18 protein-coding genes are annotated in these 17,470 nt (G+C 69.0%); 4 read left to right on the forward strand and 14 right to left on the reverse strand.

Annotated features, from left to right (window positions below):
- Positions 1-16: 16 nt before the first annotated feature.
- The 8 genes from HCX50_RS11960 to HCX50_RS11995 all read right to left on the reverse strand — a co-directional run bounded on the left by HCX50_RS11960 (position 17) and on the right by HCX50_RS11995 (position 8,960).
- Entirely contained in the window at positions 17-625 is a 609-nt protein-coding gene (locus HCX50_RS11960; protein WP_167634532.1) for an alkylhydroperoxidase domain protein, read from the reverse strand.
- Positions 622-1,251 (reverse strand): CMD domain protein, encoded by a 630-nt coding sequence (locus HCX50_RS11965; protein WP_167634533.1) that lies wholly within the window; start codon positions 1,249-1,251, stop codon positions 622-624. The genes HCX50_RS11960 and HCX50_RS11965 overlap by 4 nt, the downstream gene beginning before the upstream one ends.
- Positions 1,248-2,300 (reverse strand): putative FMN-dependent luciferase-like monooxygenase, encoded by a 1,053-nt coding sequence (locus HCX50_RS11970; RefSeq protein ID WP_167634534.1) that lies wholly within the window; start codon positions 2,298-2,300, stop codon positions 1,248-1,250. Before HCX50_RS11970 ends, HCX50_RS11965 begins: the two co-directional genes overlap by 4 nt.
- On the reverse strand, positions 2,297-3,946 hold the full coding sequence (locus HCX50_RS11975; RefSeq protein ID WP_167634535.1) for a dipeptide ABC transporter ATP-binding protein: 1,650 nt from the start codon (positions 3,944-3,946) through the stop codon (positions 2,297-2,299). The genes HCX50_RS11970 and HCX50_RS11975 overlap by 4 nt, the downstream gene beginning before the upstream one ends.
- Positions 3,943-4,839 carry an ABC transporter permease gene (locus HCX50_RS11980; protein WP_167634536.1) on the reverse strand — a complete coding sequence of 299 codons (897 nt, stop codon included), beginning with the start codon at positions 4,837-4,839 and terminating at the stop codon, positions 3,943-3,945. Before HCX50_RS11980 ends, HCX50_RS11975 begins: the two co-directional genes overlap by 4 nt.
- Entirely contained in the window at positions 4,836-5,804 is a 969-nt protein-coding gene (locus HCX50_RS11985; protein WP_167634537.1) for an ABC transporter permease, read from the reverse strand. The genes HCX50_RS11980 and HCX50_RS11985 overlap by 4 nt, the downstream gene beginning before the upstream one ends.
- 16 nt (positions 5,805-5,820) lie before the next feature.
- Entirely contained in the window at positions 5,821-7,455 is a 1,635-nt protein-coding gene (locus HCX50_RS11990) for a TIGR04028 family ABC transporter substrate-binding protein (protein WP_167634538.1), read from the reverse strand.
- A 107-nt stretch (positions 7,456-7,562) separates the two neighbouring features.
- Positions 7,563-8,960 (reverse strand): NtaA/DmoA family FMN-dependent monooxygenase, encoded by a 1,398-nt coding sequence (locus HCX50_RS11995; protein WP_167634539.1) that lies wholly within the window; start codon positions 8,958-8,960, stop codon positions 7,563-7,565.
- 106 nt (positions 8,961-9,066) lie between these two features.
- Between HCX50_RS11995 and HCX50_RS12000 the strand changes: the two genes are divergently transcribed.
- A complete protein-coding gene (locus tag HCX50_RS12000; protein WP_167634540.1) occupies positions 9,067-10,053 on the forward strand; it encodes a Gfo/Idh/MocA family protein in 987 nt (328 codons plus the stop codon).
- Between the two features lie 2 nt (positions 10,054-10,055).
- The gene (locus HCX50_RS12005; protein WP_167634541.1) at positions 10,056-11,039 is read left to right on the forward strand and encodes an NYN domain-containing protein; all 984 of its coding nucleotides are present in this window, start codon (positions 10,056-10,058) and stop codon (positions 11,037-11,039) included.
- A gap of 48 nt (positions 11,040-11,087) precedes the next feature.
- On the opposite strand, the gene HCX50_RS12010 is transcribed toward HCX50_RS12005, so the two are convergent.
- From HCX50_RS12010 to HCX50_RS12020, 3 genes are all read right to left on the reverse strand, one after another.
- Positions 11,088-11,549, reverse strand: coding sequence for a DUF4265 domain-containing protein (locus tag HCX50_RS12010; RefSeq protein ID WP_205829056.1), 462 nt, complete (start codon positions 11,547-11,549; stop codon positions 11,088-11,090).
- Between the two features lie 254 nt (positions 11,550-11,803).
- The gene (locus HCX50_RS12015) at positions 11,804-12,232 is read right to left on the reverse strand and encodes a hypothetical protein (protein ID WP_167634542.1); all 429 of its coding nucleotides are present in this window, start codon (positions 12,230-12,232) and stop codon (positions 11,804-11,806) included.
- Positions 12,211-14,220, reverse strand: coding sequence for a polymorphic toxin-type HINT domain-containing protein (locus HCX50_RS12020; protein ID WP_337749587.1), 2,010 nt, complete (start codon positions 14,218-14,220; stop codon positions 12,211-12,213). Before HCX50_RS12020 ends, HCX50_RS12015 begins: the two co-directional genes overlap by 22 nt.
- Here HCX50_RS12020 and HCX50_RS12025 point away from each other — a divergent pair.
- On the forward strand, positions 14,114-14,863 hold the full coding sequence (locus HCX50_RS12025) for a polymorphic toxin-type HINT domain-containing protein (protein WP_237682477.1): 750 nt from the start codon (positions 14,114-14,116) through the stop codon (positions 14,861-14,863). The genes HCX50_RS12020 and HCX50_RS12025 overlap by 107 nt on opposite strands.
- Entirely contained in the window at positions 14,860-15,195 is a 336-nt protein-coding gene (locus HCX50_RS12030) for a hypothetical protein (RefSeq protein ID WP_167634545.1), read from the forward strand. The genes HCX50_RS12025 and HCX50_RS12030 overlap by 4 nt, the downstream gene beginning before the upstream one ends.
- Positions 15,196-15,254: 59 nt before the next feature.
- On the opposite strand, the gene HCX50_RS12035 is transcribed toward HCX50_RS12030, so the two are convergent.
- From HCX50_RS12035 to HCX50_RS12045, 3 genes are read right to left on the reverse strand one after another with little or no spacing between them, the layout of a single operon-like run.
- On the reverse strand, positions 15,255-15,548 hold the full coding sequence (locus HCX50_RS12035) for a Dabb family protein (RefSeq protein WP_167634546.1): 294 nt from the start codon (positions 15,546-15,548) through the stop codon (positions 15,255-15,257).
- Positions 15,549-15,567: 19 nt separating this feature from the next.
- Positions 15,568-16,575, reverse strand: coding sequence for a sugar phosphate isomerase/epimerase family protein (locus HCX50_RS12040; protein WP_167634547.1), 1,008 nt, complete (start codon positions 16,573-16,575; stop codon positions 15,568-15,570).
- Positions 16,572-17,435, reverse strand: coding sequence for a sugar phosphate isomerase/epimerase family protein (locus tag HCX50_RS12045; protein WP_167634548.1), 864 nt, complete (start codon positions 17,433-17,435; stop codon positions 16,572-16,574). The genes HCX50_RS12040 and HCX50_RS12045 overlap by 4 nt, the downstream gene beginning before the upstream one ends.
- Positions 17,436-17,470: the final 35 nt, after the last annotated feature.

Here is a 17,470-nt window from a genome sequence, read left to right on the forward strand (position 1 = left end):
GGTGCCGTAAGAGCGGTCAGGCCGGAGCCACCGGCCGTCCGATCGACAGCATCAGCCGGTTGGCCCAGTTGAAGAACGCGGCGCCGTGGATGAGGTCCGAGATCTCCAGGTCGTCGAGTCCGGCGGCGCGCAGCCGGACGATCTCGTCCTCGCCGAACGCGTTGGGCGTGTCGGTGAGGGCGACGGATGCCGCGACGACGGCGTTCCAGCGCTCGCCGAGGTCCGCGTCCACGCCCTCGTCGAGCAGCAGGTCGACGTCGTCTGCGCGCTTGCTGTGGTGCGCGGCGAAGCGCGAGTGCACCGAGGCGCAGAACACGCAGCCGTTGCGGCGGGAGGCCGCGGTCGCGGCGAGCTCTCGGTCGGCTCGCGGCAGACCCTCCGCGGCGTTGTAGAAGATGTCCTTGTCGACCAGGGTGCGGGCCTTCAGCACCTCGGGGTCGCGGGCCAGCAGGCGGAAGTAGTCGTTCTTCGCTCGAGCCGCATCGACGAGGCCGTCGTAGTGGCGCTCGGTCAGCTCGTCCTCGGCGAGGGGCTCGAGGTGCGGGACCCATCCGACCTCTCCGCGGGTGAACGCGTGCGGGTGCGGGGCGTCGTCGTGCCGGAGCACGCTCTGTTCGGCGGTCATGCGGCCTCCTCCTCGGGATTGTCGGTAGCGGATTCGGACGTCAGCCCCGCAGCGGCGAGCACACGGAGCCCGGTGACGACGCGCTGCTGGAAGGCGAGGAACGACACCAGCTGCGACAGCGTCACGATGCCGTCCGCCGACCAGCCCGCGTCGAGCAGGCGACCGAGGTCGGCGCCCGAGGCCTCGCGGGGGCGGAACACCAGGAGGTGCGTGTGCGCGAGGGCAGCCGCGAGGCGCTCACCCGCCGCGGCGATGACAGCCTCGGACGGGACGTAGCGCGCCCCGTCGGCGTTCTCGGCCTGCAGCCCGAGCTCGGTGTAGGCGCCGAAGGGTCCGGTGGTCGCCGCCCGGGCGGCCTCCGCGAGCACGACGGCCGCGCGCTGGGCGTCGGCCTCCTGCGCACGACCGACGTAGAACTCGGCGGTCGGGTCTTCGGCTCCCGCGAGACCGGTGGCGAAGGCGGCCACGAGTTCGCGTTCGGCCTGCGAGACGTGCTCCGTGCTCACCGGCTGGAAGAGGGCGTCGAAGCTCGCCTGCAGCTGCTCCCTGGTCACCGGACGGCGACGGCGCAGCGCATCCAGCTCCGGCGTCACCTCCGCGATCCGGTCCACGATGTCGTCGGTCATGCGTTCTCCTTGAGGGTGAGGTTCTGGTCGGTACTGATTCCGTGCGGTGTCGGGGTCAGCGCGTAGCCAAGGGCCGGGGCGACCTCGTCGGCGAAGAGCGCGATCGAGCGCAGCACGTGCTCGTGCGGGGCATCGACCGAGTGCACCTGGAACGCCACCTCGGTCGCGCGGGCGAGGGTGGTGTCGGCCGCGAGCGATTCCGCCACCTGCTCCGGCGTCCCCAGGTGCGTGTCGAGCGCGGCGATCAGCTCGTCGATGCTGTCGCCCGGGATGGTCTGGCCCTGACGGCGGAAGCCCTCGGCCGCCCGGCGCAGACCGACCTCGGCGAAGCGCAGCGCCTCGGCACGATCGTCGGCCACGAACACGGTGCGCGAGGCGGTGATCCGCGGCGCCACCCCCTCCGGCAGCGCTTCGAGGTACGCGTCGATGATCGGATCCTGCAGGGCAGACAGCGGCGCGTGCAGCCGGTCGGCACTGCGCGGTTGCGTGCGAGACAGCAGCAGCCCGTGCCCGTGGATGCCGGCCCGATGCCCGCCCGGCACCGAGAACGTCGCCTGCCAGACGCGGTCGGCGAGGTCGCCGGCATCCGGGTAGAGGGTGTTGCCGGCACCGACATCGCGGCCGGCGAGACCGTCGAGCAGTGTCCGCAGCTTCCGGTCGTAGGTCGGTCCCTTGTCGCGCACGTCCTCGCCGAACGGCGCGAACGACGAGGGCGTGCCGCCGCTGCCGAGTCCCAGATCCACGCGCCCCCCGGAGAGCAGATCGGCGACCACGGCATCCTCCGCCACCCGCACCGGGTCCTCGAGCGGCAGCGTGATCACGCCGGTGCCGAGACGGATGGTGGAAGTCACGGCGGCGACGTTCGCGAGGAACACCAGGGGCGACGGCAGCCCGCCCTCGGCCGCGTGGAAGTGGTGCTGCGCGACCCACGCCCGGCCGATGCCGTGCCGCTCGGCCTGCTGGATCTGCGCGGTCGCGAACGCATACCGCTCGGCAGGGGCGGCGTCGTCGAGCAGTCGGGTGAAGAAGGCGACGGTGGGTGCGGTCATGCGGGTACCTCTCTGATGCCGGAGACTTCTCTGGTTCCGGGCACTGCGGCCAGCAGCTCCCGGGTGTAGTCGTGCTGCGGGTCGCGGAAGAGGTCTTCCGTCTGCCCCTCCTCGACGATCCGGCCGCGGCGCATCACCGAGACCGTGTGGCTGATCCGCCGCACCACCGCGAGGTCGTGCGAGATGAACAGGTAGGTGAGCCCGAGTTCGGCCTGCAGCGAGGTGAGCAGCTCGAGGATGCGGGCCTGCACCGTGACATCCAGCGCCGACACCGCCTCGTCGAGCACCACGATGTCGGGGTCGATCGCCAGCGCACGGGCGATCGCCACGCGCTGCCGCTGCCCGCCCGACAACTCACGCGGGGTGCGCCGTGCGACCTCGACGGGGAGTGACACCCGGTCGAGGAGGGCGAGAGCGCGCTCGCGGCGCTCGGGGCGACTGCCCACGCCGAAGTTCACCAGCGGTTCGGCGACGATGTCGGCGATCTGCTGGCGCGGATCGAGCGACGCGAACGGGTTCTGGTAGACGAGCTGGATGCGTCGGCGCAGCACCCGCAGCTGCTCGCGCTTCGCGTGGGTCACGTCGTCGCCGTCGACCTCGATCGTCCCGGCATCCGGCTGGTGGAAGCGGGTGATGAGCCGTGCCGTCGTGGTCTTGCCCGAGCCCGACTCCCCCACGAGCGCATGCGTGGTGCCCTTGCGCACCCGGAACGACACGTCGTCGACGGCCCGGAAGCGCTCGCGCCCCGCGACGCGGAACTCCTTCACGAGCCCGTCGGCCACGATCGCCCAGGGGTTCTCGGCGGCGACCGCCGCGGCATCGCGCAGGAACGGCGGGGCGTCCGGCCGACGGAAACCCGTCGCGAACGCCGGAGCGTCGGCGAGCAGCTGCTTCGTGTACGGGTCGGCCGGTGCGGCGAGCACCGCCTCGCTGGAGCCCTGCTCGACGATGCGACCGTCTTTGAGCACGACGAGCCGCTCGGCCCGGTCGGCCGCGACGCCGAGGTCGTGGGTCACGAGCAGGATGCTGGTGCCTTCCTCGCGCTGCAGCTCGTCGAGCAGGTCGAGCACCTTGCGCTGCACCGTGGCGTCGAGGGCGCTGGTGGGCTCGTCGGCGATCAGCAGCCGCGGCCGCAGGGCGATCGCGGTGGCGATGAGCACGCGCTGGCGCATGCCGCCCGAGAGCTCGTGCGGATACTGGCGCGCCCGCAGGTCGGGGTCGTCTATTCCAACCCGGTCGAGCAGCTCGATGGCCCGTGCCCGCCGCGACCGACGATCCCGGTGCCCGTGCAGACGGAGGATCTCCTCGACCTGCGCGCCGATCGTGCGCACGGGGTCGAGCGAGGTGGTCGGATCCTGCGGCACGAGACCGATCTCGGGACCGCGGATGCCGCGCAGCGCACGATCGGACCACCCCGAGATGTCGAGGTCGCCGAGCAGCACCCGGCCGCCGTCGACGCGGCCGCCTTCGGGCAGCAGCCCGAGCAGGGCGTGCGCGGTGGTGGACTTGCCCGAACCCGACTCCCCCACGAGCGCCAGGGTCTCGCCCTCCGCTATCTCGAACGAGACGCCGTGCACGACCTCGCGGCGGCGGTCCTTGTCGCCGTAGGAGATCCGGAGGTCGGTGGCGGAGATGACGGTGCTCACTTCGCGCTCCTTCCGATGCGGTGGCTGATCCGGTTGGCGCTGAGGACGACGACGACCACGACGAGACCGGGCAGGGCGGTGAGCCACCAGGCGGTGCCCACGTAGTTGCGGCCGTCGGCGATCAGCAGGCCCCACTCCGGCGTGGGCGGCGGCGCACCGTAGCCGAGGAACCCGAGCGTCGAGATCGCGAGGATCGCCGTGCCGAACTGCAGTGCGGCGAGCGCGACGATCGGCGTCAGCGAGTTGGGCAGCACGTGGCGGCGCAGGACGGTGAAGAACGTGCCGCCGCTGCCGAAGGCGGCTTCGACGTACTCGGTGCGCCGCACGCGCGCGACCTCGGCGCGCATGAGCCGGGCGAAGGCCGCGACGCTGCCGAGACCGACCGCGATCGCGGCGTTCACGGTGCCGAAGCCGAGCAGGATGATGACGGTGAGGGCGAGGAGCAGCCCGGGGATCGCGAGCAGCACGTCGACCACGCGCATCAGCACGTCATCGACCACACCGCCGACGGCACCGGCGATCGCGCCGATCAGCGTGCCGAGGGCGAGCCCGACCGTGACGGCGATGAGCGCTCCCGAGAGCGAGTGCACCGCACCGTGCACGACCCGGCCGAACAGATCGCGGCCGAGGGTGTCGGTGCCGAACCAGTGCGCGGCACTCGGCGCGAGCAGCTTGTCGGCCGGGACGCCCGTGAGCGGGTCGCCGGGGGCGAAAACCCCGGGGATGACGGCCCAGAGCACGGCGAGCGCGACGACCGCGTAGGCCAGGTACAGGCCCCAGGCGCGGCCACGCAGTCGGCGGCGAGGGGCCTTCTCGGTCTCGGTCGCGGCCGGATGCGCGGGCGCGGCCGGGTCGGGCCCGACCACGGGATCGATGATCACGGGAGCGGTCATGCGGTCGCCTCCTGGAGTGCGCGGGGCGCCGAGGCGCGGGCGACGGTGCGTTGGCGGGGGTCGATGAGCGGCGTCACGAGGTCGACCACGAAGCTGATGATCACGAAGCCGAGGGCCGACAGCAGCACGACGCCCTGCAGCACCGGGATGTCCTGGTTCGCGACGGCCTGCTCGGTGAGGCGGCCGATGCCCGTGCGGCCGAACACGGTCTCGGTCACCACAGCTCCGCCGACGAGCTCGCCGAACAGGACACCGGCGATCGTCAGGGTCGGCACGGCGGCGTTCCGGGCCACCGAGCGGGTGAGCACCCACAGCGGCGGAGCACCCTTCGCCCGCACCACCGTGACGAACGGCTGCGCCTGCACCTGGTCGATCGCGCGCACCAGCACCTGGGCCAGCGGGGCCGAGATCGGCACGGCGAGGGTGAGCACCGGCAGGACGAGTCCGGCCACCGGGTCGGCGCCGACGATCGGCACCCAGCCGAGCCCGAACGAGAACACCTGGATGAGCAGGATGCCGAGCCAGAAGACTGGCACCGCCACGAACAGCCCGGGCACCTGACGCAGGCCGTCGCGCAGCCAGGCGAACGGCGCGAGCGAGGAGAGCCCGGCGATGAGGATGGCGAGGATCAGCGCCACGATGAGTCCGAGCGACGCGAGCAGCAGCGTCGCGGGCAGGGCCTCGCCCAGCATCGTCAGCACCGGGGTGCCGAACTGGGTCGAGAACCCGAAGTCCCCGGCGAGGAAGCCGAGGCCCGCGTGCACGTACTGCTCCCACCACGGCAGGTCTGCGCCGTAGGTGGCGCGGATGCTGTCGAGCTGGTCCGGCGACAGCCCGAGGCTGGGGTCGGAGAACTTGATCAGGATCGCATCGCCCGGCAGCAGCTGCAGCAGGAAGAAGGTGGCCGTGAAGGCCGCGATCAGAACGATCGCGGCCTGCCCGGCTCGTCGGAGGACGAAGCTCATCGTGTCACCGGCGCTCTCAGTGCTCGGCGAGCCAGACGCCGGAGAACGTCGGACGCCCCACCGACTCGAAGGCGACGCCCTGCACGTAGGTGGCGGTGCCGTACACCTGCGGCTCCTCGAACAGCGGGATGACATAGGCCTGCTCGGCGATGTAGTCCTGCACGGCCTGCGAGGCGGCGATGCGCTTGTCGGCGTCGGGCTCGGAGGCCACGGCGAGCAGGAGCTCGTCGAGCTTCGCGTCCTTCGAGATCAGCACGTCGCGGTTCTTCGTGAAGTACTGGCTCTTGATGACGTCGAGGTCCGCCCGTCCGACCATCGAGTGGTAGAAGCCGGTCTTCAGCGGATCGCGGGTGTCTTCGGCCGCGCTGCCGGCGTCGCCGGGCTTGACCGAGAGCTCCACACCGACCTTCGCCAGCTGCTGCGCGACGAGCTCGAGCGTCTGCTTCGACAGCGGCTGCGGCTTGGCCTCGTAGACGGTGATCGACAGGCGCTCGCCGTCCTTCTCGCGGATGCCGTCGGAGCCGGGCTCCCAGCCCGCCTCGTCGAGCAGCTCCTCGGCCTTGTCGGGGTCGTAGGCGTAGTGGGCGGATTCGTCCTTGTAGCCGACGGCCTGCGAGGAGAGCACCGACGTCGCCACCGGGTAGTTCTCGGTGAAGAGCGTGTCGACGACCTCCTTCGCGTCCACGGCGGCGACGAGCGCCTGGCGCACACGGATGTCGCCCAGCAGCGGGTTCTCGGGGCGCAGAGCGATCGAGTTGTTCACGCCGCGGGTCTGCGGGGCGTAGAGCGTGAAGCCGGCGCCTTCGACGCGGTCCTCGTCGAACGCCTGCACGTAGCGGACGTAGTCGGCCTGGCCCGCGAGCAGCGAGCCGATGCGCACCGAGTCCTCGGGGGTGATGAGCACGTGCACGGCGTCGAGGTAGGGGCGGCCGTCGTTGTCGACGCTGTCGGGGCCCCACTCGTAGTCGTCACGGGCGGTGAGCGTGTACTCCGTGCCGAGCTTCTCGTCGGTGACGGTGAACGGTCCGGATCCGATGATCTCGGCCGCGTTGCCCGCGCCGAAGTCCTCGATCGTGCCGTCGAGCGTCGCAGGCGACAGCAGGCCCGAGTTGATGGTCGAGGTGGCCTGCAGGAACCCGGGCGACGGCGCACTGAAGCGGAACGTCACGGTGTCCTCGTCGACGACCTCGCTGCTGGCGTAGTTGTTGATGGCCTCCGAGACCGTGAGGCCGCGGTCCGCATCGCCCAGCCCATACGTGTCGAAGTTCTTCGCGACGGCCGCGGCATCGAGCACGGTGCCGTCCGAGAACGTCACGTCGGGGTTCAGGTCGAACGTGTACTCGGTGGCATCCGCGTTCACGGTCCAGTCCGACGCGATCCACGGCTCGATCTCGAGCGTCTCCGGGTTCTGCCAGGTCAGGCGGGCGGCGATGTTGTTGACGATGCCGCCGTTCGGGTAGAAGCCGGCCTGCGGCGGGTACAGATTCGTGTACGCCTGGTGCTCGAGGTAGGTGAGCGTGCCGCCTGCGACGGGGTCGCCTCCCTCGGCGGGGGCGTTGGCGGGAGCGGGCGAGGAGGCGCAGGCGGCGAGGCTGCCCGCGAGGACGAGCGGGACCGCGATGGCGGCGGCACGGATGAGACGGCGGTTCATGCGGAGGGTCTCCTGGGCTTAGGGTGTCGGGATGTGTTCACGGTAGGAATCGGAGTGGCCGTGCCGCGAGGCGGCGGACACCGGGTGTCGCGCGACGACATGCGTGGTCACGCGTCGACATACGAGGAAATGCGCAGGCGGTCGCGGAGGGTCGCGCCCTCGCTCTCCGCCGCGTCTCGCAGCAGTCCGCGGCGGCGCAGCTCGGGAGCGGCCTGGCGGGTGAACGCCTCGAACTGGGCGGGTTGGAAGGCCGACAGCACGTTGAACCCGTCGGCCGCCCCCTCGTCGCGCCAGGTCTCGAAGTGGTCAGCGATCGTGCGGGCGTCGCCGACCACGAAGGCCGCCGGCACCGCGTTGGCAGCCACGAGGTGCCGCCAGGTGAGCGGATCGCCGGTCGTCACCCCGGCTCCCGAGACGCGCAGTCCGGCGATGCCGGCGAGGCGCTCGATGAGTGCGGAGCCGCGCTCCCCCAACCGTTGCGCCTCGGCGGCCGTGACCGGGCGGTCGAACTCCGACGCGCGCAGCGGGTCGTCTGCGGCGACGTCGAATGCATCGGCGAGCGCGGCCACCGTGCGGTTGGGCGGGAACGCGGTGCGAGCCGTCTGATGTCCCTCGGCGAGCGGCACCAGCGCGAGCAGGCGCTCGACGATGCGGCGGGCGTCGGCATCCGTGTCGGCGACGACCGGCAGCACCGGGGCGATCACCTTCACCGCATCCGGAGACCGTCCGGCTTCGGCCGCGATGTCGCGCAGCAGGCGGCGCGTGGCGATCGCGTCGGCGAGCGTCGGCGCGGCGGTCAGCGCGAGGTCGGCCTCGGTCGCGGCGAGCGCACGCGACCGCGGCGACGTGCCGGCGTGCACGATCGGGATCTGCCCCTGCGGCGGGCGGGCGACGTTGAGCGGACCGGTGACCCGCACCTGCGAGCCCTGCAGGTCGGCGGCGCGGAGCCCCTCGGGGTCGATGAGCACGCCGCGCACGGCATCCGCGATCCAGGCATCCTCGTCCCACGAGCCCCACAGGCGTCGGAGCGCCTCGACGAACTCCTCGGCGCGGTCGTAGCGCGTCTCGTTGTCGGCGTGCGCGTCGCGGCCGTGGTTGCCCGCGGCACGCGGCTCGGCGCCCGTGACGAGGTTCACGCCCGCACGTCCGCCCGTGAGCACGTCGAGCGAGGCCAGCGAGCGCGCCGTCGTGTACGGGTCGGCGTAGGTGGTGTTGACCGTGGCGATGAGGCCGATGCGCGAGGTGACCCCGGCGAGGAACAGCACCGCGCTCACCGGGTCGATGCGCGCCAGCAGATACGGGTCGCGGAACTCCAGGTCGGGGCCGGTCGCGAGCCAGTCGCCGAAGAAGAGGTAGTCGAGTCCGGCCTCCTCCCCCTCGCGTGCGATGTGCCGGAGGATGGCGGCGTCCGCGGCCGGATCGCGGTGCGCGCCGGGCTGCCGCCAACCCGAGGGGTAGGCCCCCAGGGTGCGCACCATGGCGCCGATGATGAGGGGTTCGGTCATGCTCGTCACGGTAGGAGCGGGCGCGCACCCGCGACCAGGCGGCCGTCGCTGGACGTCTCGGGGTGTAACAGTCCGACATGTGCACCCCACCCCGTACGCTGAGACCATGACTGGTCTTCGTTGGGGAATCCTCGCTACCGGCGGCATCGCCGGCGCGTTCGCATCCGATCTGCGCACGGCGGGGCTCGACCTCGTGGCGGTGGGTTCACGTTCCCAGGAGTCGGCCGATGCGTTCGCCGCCCGCTTCGACATCGCGCACGCGCACCCCTCCTATGAGGCGCTGGTGTCCGACCCCGACATCGACATCATCTATGTCTCCACGCCGCATCCGATGCATCACGAGAACGCCCGGCTCGCGCTCGAGCACGGCAAGCACGTGCTCGCCGAGAAGGCGTTCACGCTGAACCGCGCCGAGGCCGAAGACCTGCAGGCGCTCGCCGCCGAGAAGGGGCTCCTCGTGATGGAGGCGATGTGGACGCGGTATCTGCCGCACATGATCCGCATCCGCGAGCTCATCGCCGATGGCACCCTCGGCGAGATCCGTGCGGTCAGCGCCGATCACACGCAGCTGCTGCCCACCGACCCCACCCACCGGCTCAACGCCCTGGAGCTCGGCGGCGGCGCACTGCTCGACCTGGGCATCTACCCGATCTCCTTCGTCTGGGACATGCTGGGCGCTCCGACCGACATCCGCGCCGTCGGCCGCCTGATCGAGACCGGTGCCGACTCCGAGGTCGCCACCGTCATGACGCACGAGGGCGGTGCGATCTCGACCACGCTCTCATCCTCGCGGGCATCCGGGCCGAACGCGGCCAGCATCATCGGCACCCAGGCGCGGATCGACATCGACCGGGTCTGGTACACCCCCACCACGTTCCGGGTCACCCTCCCGGACGGCACGGTGCAGGAGGAGTACATCTCCGAGGTCGACGGCCGCGGCATGCAGTTCCAGGCCCTCGCCGCCGAGCGTCTGGTGCGCGACGGCATCCTCGAGGGCGACATCCTTCCGATCGCCGAGAGCGTCGCCATCATGGGCACGCTCGATGAGATCAGGGCGCAGATCGGCGTCCGCTACCCCCGTGAGGAGGCCTGATCATGGCCGAGACCACCGATGCCCGCGTCGCCGTCTACCTCGACTTCGACAACATCGTCATCTCCTGGTACGACCGGGTTCACGGGCGTAACGCCTACGGCAAAGACAGGCAGCGGATCACCGAGAACCCCAACGACCCCGACGTCGTCGAGCGCCTCAGCCGCGCCATGATCGAGGTCGGCGCCATCATCGACTACGCCGCGTCCTTCGGCACGCTCGTGCTGACGCGCGCCTACGCCGACTGGTCCTCCCCCGTGAACGCCGTGTACCGCTCGCAGCTCGTGGCCCGCGCCGTCGACCTCGTGCAGCTGTTCCCCGCCGCGGCCTACGCCAAGAACGGCGCCGACATCCGCCTCGCCGTGGATGCGGTCGAAGACATGTTCCGCCTGCCCGACCTCACGCACGTCGTGATCGTCGCCGGCGACAGCGACTACGTGCCGCTGGCCCAGCGCTGCAAGCGACTCGGGCGCTACGTGATCGGTGTCGGCGTCTCCGGCTCGACGGCGAAGTCGCTCGCCGCGGCCTGCGATGAGTTCGAGTCGTACGACTCGCTGCCTGGCGTCGTGCGTCCGGTGAAGGCGGCTCCCGCCGTCGCGGCGGCGAAGGCCGAGGCCGTCGCGGAGCCCGCGCCGGAGACGGTGCCGGATGCGGCCGACGCGGCGGATGCGCCGAAGGCCAAGGCCCCGCGCCGCGCGAGGTCGAAGGCAGCCGCGGCCAAGGTCGAGGAGCCCAAGCTCGACGAACAGGGCGAAGCGACACAGCTGCTCGAGCGCGCCCTGCGTCTCGGCCACGACAAGGCCGATGCCGACGAGTGGCTGCACAGTTCCGCCGTGAAGACGCACATGCGTCGCATGGACCCGTCGTTCAGCGAGAAGGCCCTCGGCTACCGCTCGTTCTCCGACTTCCTCAAGTCGCGCGACGACATCGCGGAACTCGAAGAGACCGGGCACGAGCGTCTGGTGCGGTTGCGCGAGCTCACGAGCTGATCGGGAGACTCACTCCACGAATCCGGCTCCTCGCCGCTTCACCTCAGTTTATGCAGTTCTACCCGTTTCATAGACAAGCAGCCCTTGCTCCTCCATCTGCTGGAGCAAGTTGGCGATTTCCTGAGCCTTAATAGAATTGTCGGCATCGACGGCGAATAGACGCGGGGATGACCATTCGACCAACCCGCCTTGCGCTTCGATCGAACGAACTACATCTGCGGCGACCGAGGATATCGAGTCCTTTACGTGAACTCGGAAGACATATCGGCCCGAGCGTTCTACCACGCGTTTGACCTCGAAAGACGCGTCTACTTCGACCACATCGCCTAGAGAAATGTCATACGCGAAAAACGGTATGCAGCAAATCTCAAAGGTAGACTCAGACACTTTTCGCGCCCACAACTGCTCAGTGATGACATCAGTATTCCCCGGATCGATTGGAATTCCGATAATAAAGTCCGAGCGCTCACGCCACACAGGCTCGCGGTGCGTTGCTTCCTGCTGAACCATCTAATTTCACCACCTTGTCCGGCGCCATGCAAAAGGTGTCGAATCGCAAGTTCGGCATCCACCCGCTACTCACCTTCAGTCCGCTCAGCTGGAGGATGAGCGAGCCCCGCACTGCTTACGACTCGGCACGCCCCAGGAATGGCACCAACCGTCCTCGTCACACATCGGTGTCAAGCCGAACGACGCCTCCAGCCACGGCCACCCGCGGTTCCTCTTGGCGAACGGATCTAGAAATCAGCAAGTGGCTCAGGTCGCTACAGGGAGGAATCCGTGGTGGGCAGCCGCGCTACGATCGCACGAATCTCAGCCAAACCTCCGGGGAACTTGCGCGACACGATTGTATCGGCTTCGCTCACTGCGGCTACAAGCAACGGCAACAAATGTGCCCTGTAGTCACTCACCGCATCCTTGGCGATTCCCACATCGACGACCAGCAGGTTCCGTTTTGCGTTTATCCGACGAGCGCGAATACCGTGGAACTTTAGCGGCCAGATTTTTCCCTCGATATGAAAGATGACATTTAACCGCACAGGGCTAGATAGGTCACCCGCAAGCGCCCTAACTTCCTTTGAAAGGCTCGTGGTGGCGCGCTTCCAGGCGAGACTCTCGGAGTCTGAATCCCCGAGCACCGTGCCGATAGCAAAGACAAAATCGGGTGCACTCATCCAATCGACCCAGCCCATGGTTCAAAGTTCAGCGGACCCGGATTTCTGCTAACGATCCATCGTTCGAGATTCAACATGTCTGCTCTCGTTCCGTAAGTCATTGGCATGAGAACATCATTGCCAAGTTCGGCCGGCGAGTATCGTGCTCCAACGTTAGCCGTGATTCCCCATTTTTGCAGAACACCGTCCTCGGTTTCGCGGCGATACAGCGTCGTCGTCGCCGTGCTCCCCCGGGAATTGCCGTGCAGAGTCGACGCTGGGGGCGCTACCCGTTCGGGGTTCGCCGTGAAGCGTCCAGTGGCTGGATCTCTCAGCGTACCGTTAGGGCCGGGCGTGAGCCCGCAGTTGTGGGTGACAACAGCGTCGACACCAGCGTAGACGCTGTACGTGTGGGTGGTGTCGATCGTGAGGTTGTGGACGGTCTGCTCACGGTGATCGTGTTCGATCGCGGTGACCTGCACCCAGGTACCAGACGAGGTCTGCACCCACATCCCCGGACGCAACTCTCCCGCGTCCACCCACTCCTCGATGTCGGGCACCCAGAACGGGTGACCCGCAGTCGCAGTCACCTGACCCGTCTGCCCCGACCCATCCGTGACCGACACGGTCACCAGATCCTTCACCCCGGTACCGGTGATCGTGGCGACCACCGCACGCGCGGACGTCTTCCCCGTCTCCGGATCCGTCGCCAGCACCAAGTCGCCGAGCTCGATCTTCTCGATCTCCTTCTTCGCCCCGTCTGCCATCAACACCGACGTGCCCGGCACGAAACTATTCGCCGCACACGACGACATCGGCCGACTCCCACCCGACGACGACGGCTTCGCCGCCGCGGACGGACGGATGCTCTGCAACGGCGAACTCGACGGACGCACCGGCGCCCCCGCCACCTGACCCCCACGAGACGCAAGAGGTTTGAACGCACTCGACACCGCAGCCGTCAACCTGTTCGCCACCGGCGTGAACACCTTGCCCACCACCGCAGCCACCGGGCCCAACGCCCAACCGACCGCAGCGCCCATCACCGTGTCCCGGGCGAAACTGCCGATGTTGAACGGCTTCTTCGACTGCGACTGCTTCCACACGTTCGTCGTGGCCGCACCCGCTGCGCCGCCGGCGATCGCACAACCGACACTGCCCGCACCAGCCGTCACCGCCAGGCAACCGGCTGTGACGAGCGTCCCGACCACGGCGCCCGCGATCTCGGCCTGGTACTTCTTCACGAACTTCTTCGCGGAGTTGAAGAAATCGCCGAACCAGTTCCGCCCCGACGGGTCGGACCACGTCATCGGGTTGTTCCCCGAGTACACGTACGCATTGAACTGCGCAGGTACCCCTGCGGTGAGCTCAGGATCTGGACTGAGGAACGTGCCGGTATCGGGGTCGAAGAACCGCGCTCCCAACAACGTCAGACCCGAGGCGTCCGCCGGCGCCCCCAAGAATCCGCGACCCGCAAGAGTCCCGGCCGCGTCCGCCCGCGCCGACCCGAACGGGTCCGTGCGAACGCGTCGCACCGCCTCTGCCCAGTTCGTGTTGTGCACGTAGGCGAGAGGCGTACCGTGTGCATCGGCGACCACGCTACTCACTCCGGCCATGCCCGTGCCTGTCCGCACCGCGACGTTCACACCGCCGAACGAGTACCACCTCGTCGCCGACACAGCGGTCGCACTCGCACGCACTTCCTGACCGCCGGGGAGGAACAGGGTCGCTCCCGCCTCATCGGTACGAATGAGCCGAACGCCGTTCGCGTCGAACACGTTCGAGACGTCTTCGTCACCACCCGAGATCGAGACGAGCTCACCCTCCGGGTCCGCGGCGGCGAAGCCGTCGTCGTCGGGTGGGAGTCGGCCGATGTCGTCGTGTGCGGCGAATAGTTTCGTGCCGGGCACGTCGGTGTTGATGGCAGACGGGGCGAAGAAGGAGATCGAGAAGATCGAGCTCGGCGACTTGGTGCTGGCGACGGATCCGGAGACGGGGAAGACGTCCGCGCGTGCGGTGGTGACCACGATCACCGGTACCGGGGTGAAGGATCTGGTGACCGTGTCGGTCACGGATGGGTCGGGGCAGACGGGTCAGGTGACTGCGACTGCGGGTCACCCGTTCTGGGTGCCCGACATCGAGGAGTGGGTGGACGCGGGAGAGTTGCGTCCGGGGATGTGGGTGCAGACCTCGTCTGGTACCTGGGTGCAGGTCACCGCGATCGAACACGATCACCGTGAGCAGACCGTCCACAACCTCACCATCGACACCACCCACACGTACAGCGTCTACGCTGGTGCCGACGACGCCATCCTCACCCACAACTGCGGAACCGGCGCCGCGGCCGCAAAGCCAGCAACCGAAAGTGAGCCGTTTGCGATGGGGATCTCGGATCATCTCGATGACTTCGCTAGCCGTCATGGTGCGAGCACCTGGAAGAACCTGCCTGATCCGGTGAATTGGAAGCCGGGCGTCCTCGACAAGCTGTCCGATCCGAATCAGCGCGTCTTGTTCAACCTCGATGGCGTTGATGTGTGGCCCGGGGTCACACGCGCGGCCTCCGGACGTGGCGGGGCGACGGACTGGGAGTTGTTCCAGATCAGAGGGGGAAGTTTCCCCAACCTCGAGTTCTGGCGGGGCGGCGTTCGTGTGGGGAATCCGTTCGAATGATCGCCAGCTACCCCGACCGTCGATTCCAACTCTGGGAGTATCGAGTCGGCCACGGCTCACTGCTCATCAGGAGTCCGAAGGGTCCAGAAGCTGATCTTAACGTCGACCTGATCTTCGTTGGGGTCGCCTATCTCGCGGTTCCACGTACGTTGAAGGGCTTGGCCGTCGACCAGGGAACAGCGGAAGACGTCGCGGCGGTCAGTGCTGCCTTTGGTGAGGTCGCCTCGGACCATGTCTTTGCGCTGCTTTCGCAGGGGCGCCGGCATCCGATCGTTGCCGTTGCTTGCCAGATCAGCGAAAACGGCGAGGACATCTTCGACAGCCCCTTCTGATCTGGTTCCTCATGTTTCTTTGGAGAAGGGCGCACGCGCATGGCTCGAGCGACTGACCCTCACTCCACGAAGTCGTACTCCTGGAACTCGGCCACCTCGGGCAGCCACCGCTCCGCGACGAACGCCCTGTGCGCGGGATGGCCGTCGTAGGCGTCGTAAACGCTCTGATCGGCGAACACCATCGAGAACTGATGCGTGAGGTCGCTCTTCGCGCTGACCTGACGGCGGATCGTGAAGTCCCCGACGCCGGGGATCGACGTGAGCACGGCGTGGCCGGTCGCCAGGAACTCCTGCTCCTCCGCGGAACCGGCCGGATGGATCAGGCGGAAGACGACGGTGTGCTGGATCGGCATGGGGTTCCTGTCGGGGTGGTCACTGGTTGCTGAACGCGGCGTCGAACGAGGCTTCGGGCTTCGGCCACAGCAGCGAACGCACGTAGGCCAGCGCCTCGGGGGCGCCGTGCAGGCGGTCCATACCCGCGTCCTCCCACTCGATCGAGATGGGACCGGAGTAGCCGATCGCGTCGAGCGCGCGGAACGAGTCCTCCCACGGCACATCCCCGTGCCCCGTCGAGACGAAGTCCCAGCCGCGCCGAGGGTCGCCCCACGGCAGATGCGAGCCGAGCACGCCGGCCCGGCCGTTGTGCGGCCGCATCCGGGTGTCCTTGCAATCCACATGGTAGATCCGGTCCGCGAAGTCCACGATGAACCCGACCGGATCGATGTTCTGCCACATCATGTGCGACGGGTCCCAGTTGAACCCGAACGCCTCGCGGTGGTCGATCGCCTCCAGCGCGCGCACCGACGACCAGTAGTCGTAGGCGATCTCTCCCGGGTGCACCTCGTGCGCGAACCGCACCCCCTCCGCATCGAACACGTCGAGGATCGGATTCCACCGGGCCGCGAAGTCCTCGAACCCACCCTCGACGACGGATGCCGGAACCGGCGGGAACATCGCCAGATACGGCCAGATCGACGAGCCGGTGAACCCGACGACTGTGTCGATGTCGAGCTTGCGCGCGACGCGGGCCGCCCGCTTCATGTCCTCGGCCGCCCGCTGCCGCACGCCCTCCGCCTCACCGTCACCCCACACGTACTCGCGCAGGATCGCCTGGTGCCGGAAGTCGATCGGCGCATCGCACACGGCTTGACCGGCGAGATGGTTCGAGATGGCGAAGATCTTCAGGCCGTGCCGGTCGAGGACCTCCCGGCGCGACGCCACGTAGGCGTCATCCTCGTCGGCACGCCGCAGGTCGAGGTGATCACCGGACGCGGCGACCTCCAGCCCGTCATACCCCCACTCCGCAGCGAGGCGGGCGACCTCCTCGAACGGCAGGTCCGCCCATTGCCCGGTGAACAGCGTGACCGGATGCGTGCTCATGGATACTCCTTCGTATCGAAAGCCCTGAGGGCAGCGATGCTGCGTGCGGCGAGTTCGTCCTGGCTCGGGGCGAGGGGTCGCCACACCGAAGCCGCGACCGCGATGGTGGCGTTCTCTCCCGTGAAGCTCTCCAGCCCCAGCGGGCCGCGATAGCCGGCGTCGTCGAGGGCCGCGAGGGTCCCCGGCCAGTCGGTGTGGTCGTCGCCGACGGCCCCACGGTCGCTGCCGCACACCTGCACGTGGGCGATCGCGGCGCCGGCGGCCCGGATCGCCTCGACGGGCTTCTTCTCCTCGATGTTGAGGTGATACGTGTCGAGCGCGAGTCCGAGTCCCGCACCCAGCAGCGGGCCGAGCGCATCGAGGCTCTGCTCGACCGTGTTGAGCAGGCTCGTCTCGTAGCGGTTCAGCGGCTCGATCGCGAGGGTGATGCCCGCCTCTGCGGCCTCGGCGACGAGGGGCGCGAGGTTCTCCCGCAGCTCCCCCACGACCGCCGCCCGCTCGTCGGCATCCATCCGCCAGGTGACGCCGGTCGGCGCGTAGAAGGGGCCGGCCACGACCTCGGCCCCGAGCGTCTGCGCCGCCGCGATGCACGCCCGCAGGTACGTCTGGGTCGCGGCGACATCGCCGGCACGGGCGACCAGCGATCGTCCAGGGCCCATCGCCCCGACCACGATCGCGCCGAGCCCGAGCGCGTCGAGCAGGTCGCGGGTGCGCACGGGATCCCAGTCGCCGACGCTCTCGAGCGGCAGCTCCAACGCGTCGTAACCGAGGTCCCGAGCCTTGCGGGCGAGCGGCTCGAGCGTCGCGTCGGTCAGCGGAGACGTCCACACCCAGGTGTTGACGGCGATCGTGCGGGGCATCGTTGTCCTTGTGATCGTGAAGCGCTCCCACCCTC

The sequence above is a fragment of the Microbacterium sp. B19(2022) genome, from assembly GCF_012030385.1.
In the GTDB taxonomy this organism is placed as follows: Bacteria; Actinomycetota; Actinomycetes; order Actinomycetales; family Microbacteriaceae; genus Microbacterium; species Microbacterium oxydans_B.

Excerpts from the sequence above, each read along its gene's own strand:
- HCX50_RS11970 (WP_167634534.1), bottom strand. The coding sequence starts at position 2,300 with ATGACCGCACCCACCGTCGCCTTCTTCACCCGACTGCTCGACGACGCC.
- HCX50_RS12005 (WP_167634541.1), top strand. The coding sequence starts at position 10,056 with ATGGCCGAGACCACCGATGCCCGCGTCGCCGTCTACCTCGACTTCGAC.
- HCX50_RS11985 (WP_167634537.1), bottom strand. The coding sequence starts at position 5,804 with ATGAGCTTCGTCCTCCGACGAGCCGGGCAGGCCGCGATCGTTCTGATC.
- HCX50_RS12000 (WP_167634540.1), top strand. The coding sequence starts at position 9,067 with ATGACTGGTCTTCGTTGGGGAATCCTCGCTACCGGCGGCATCGCCGGC.
- HCX50_RS11980 (WP_167634536.1), bottom strand. The coding sequence starts at position 4,839 with ATGACCGCTCCCGTGATCATCGATCCCGTGGTCGGGCCCGACCCGGCC.
- HCX50_RS12025 (WP_237682477.1), top strand. The coding sequence starts at position 14,114 with ATGGCAGACGGGGCGAAGAAGGAGATCGAGAAGATCGAGCTCGGCGAC.
- HCX50_RS12040 (WP_167634547.1), bottom strand. The coding sequence starts at position 16,575 with ATGAGCACGCATCCGGTCACGCTGTTCACCGGGCAATGGGCGGACCTG.
- HCX50_RS11990 (WP_167634538.1), bottom strand. The coding sequence starts at position 7,455 with ATGAACCGCCGTCTCATCCGTGCCGCCGCCATCGCGGTCCCGCTCGTC.
- HCX50_RS12035 (WP_167634546.1), bottom strand. The coding sequence starts at position 15,548 with ATGCCGATCCAGCACACCGTCGTCTTCCGCCTGATCCATCCGGCCGGT.
- HCX50_RS11995 (WP_167634539.1), bottom strand. The coding sequence starts at position 8,960 with ATGACCGAACCCCTCATCATCGGCGCCATGGTGCGCACCCTGGGGGCC.
- HCX50_RS11965 (WP_167634533.1), bottom strand. The coding sequence starts at position 1,251 with ATGACCGACGACATCGTGGACCGGATCGCGGAGGTGACGCCGGAGCTG.
- HCX50_RS12015 (WP_167634542.1), bottom strand. The coding sequence starts at position 12,232 with ATGGGCTGGGTCGATTGGATGAGTGCACCCGATTTTGTCTTTGCTATC.
- HCX50_RS12010 (WP_205829056.1), bottom strand. The coding sequence starts at position 11,549 with ATGGTTCAGCAGGAAGCAACGCACCGCGAGCCTGTGTGGCGTGAGCGC.
- HCX50_RS12045 (WP_167634548.1), bottom strand. The coding sequence starts at position 17,435 with ATGCCCCGCACGATCGCCGTCAACACCTGGGTGTGGACGTCTCCGCTG.
- HCX50_RS11960 (WP_167634532.1), bottom strand. The coding sequence starts at position 625 with ATGACCGCCGAACAGAGCGTGCTCCGGCACGACGACGCCCCGCACCCG.
- HCX50_RS12030 (WP_167634545.1), top strand. The coding sequence starts at position 14,860 with ATGATCGCCAGCTACCCCGACCGTCGATTCCAACTCTGGGAGTATCGA.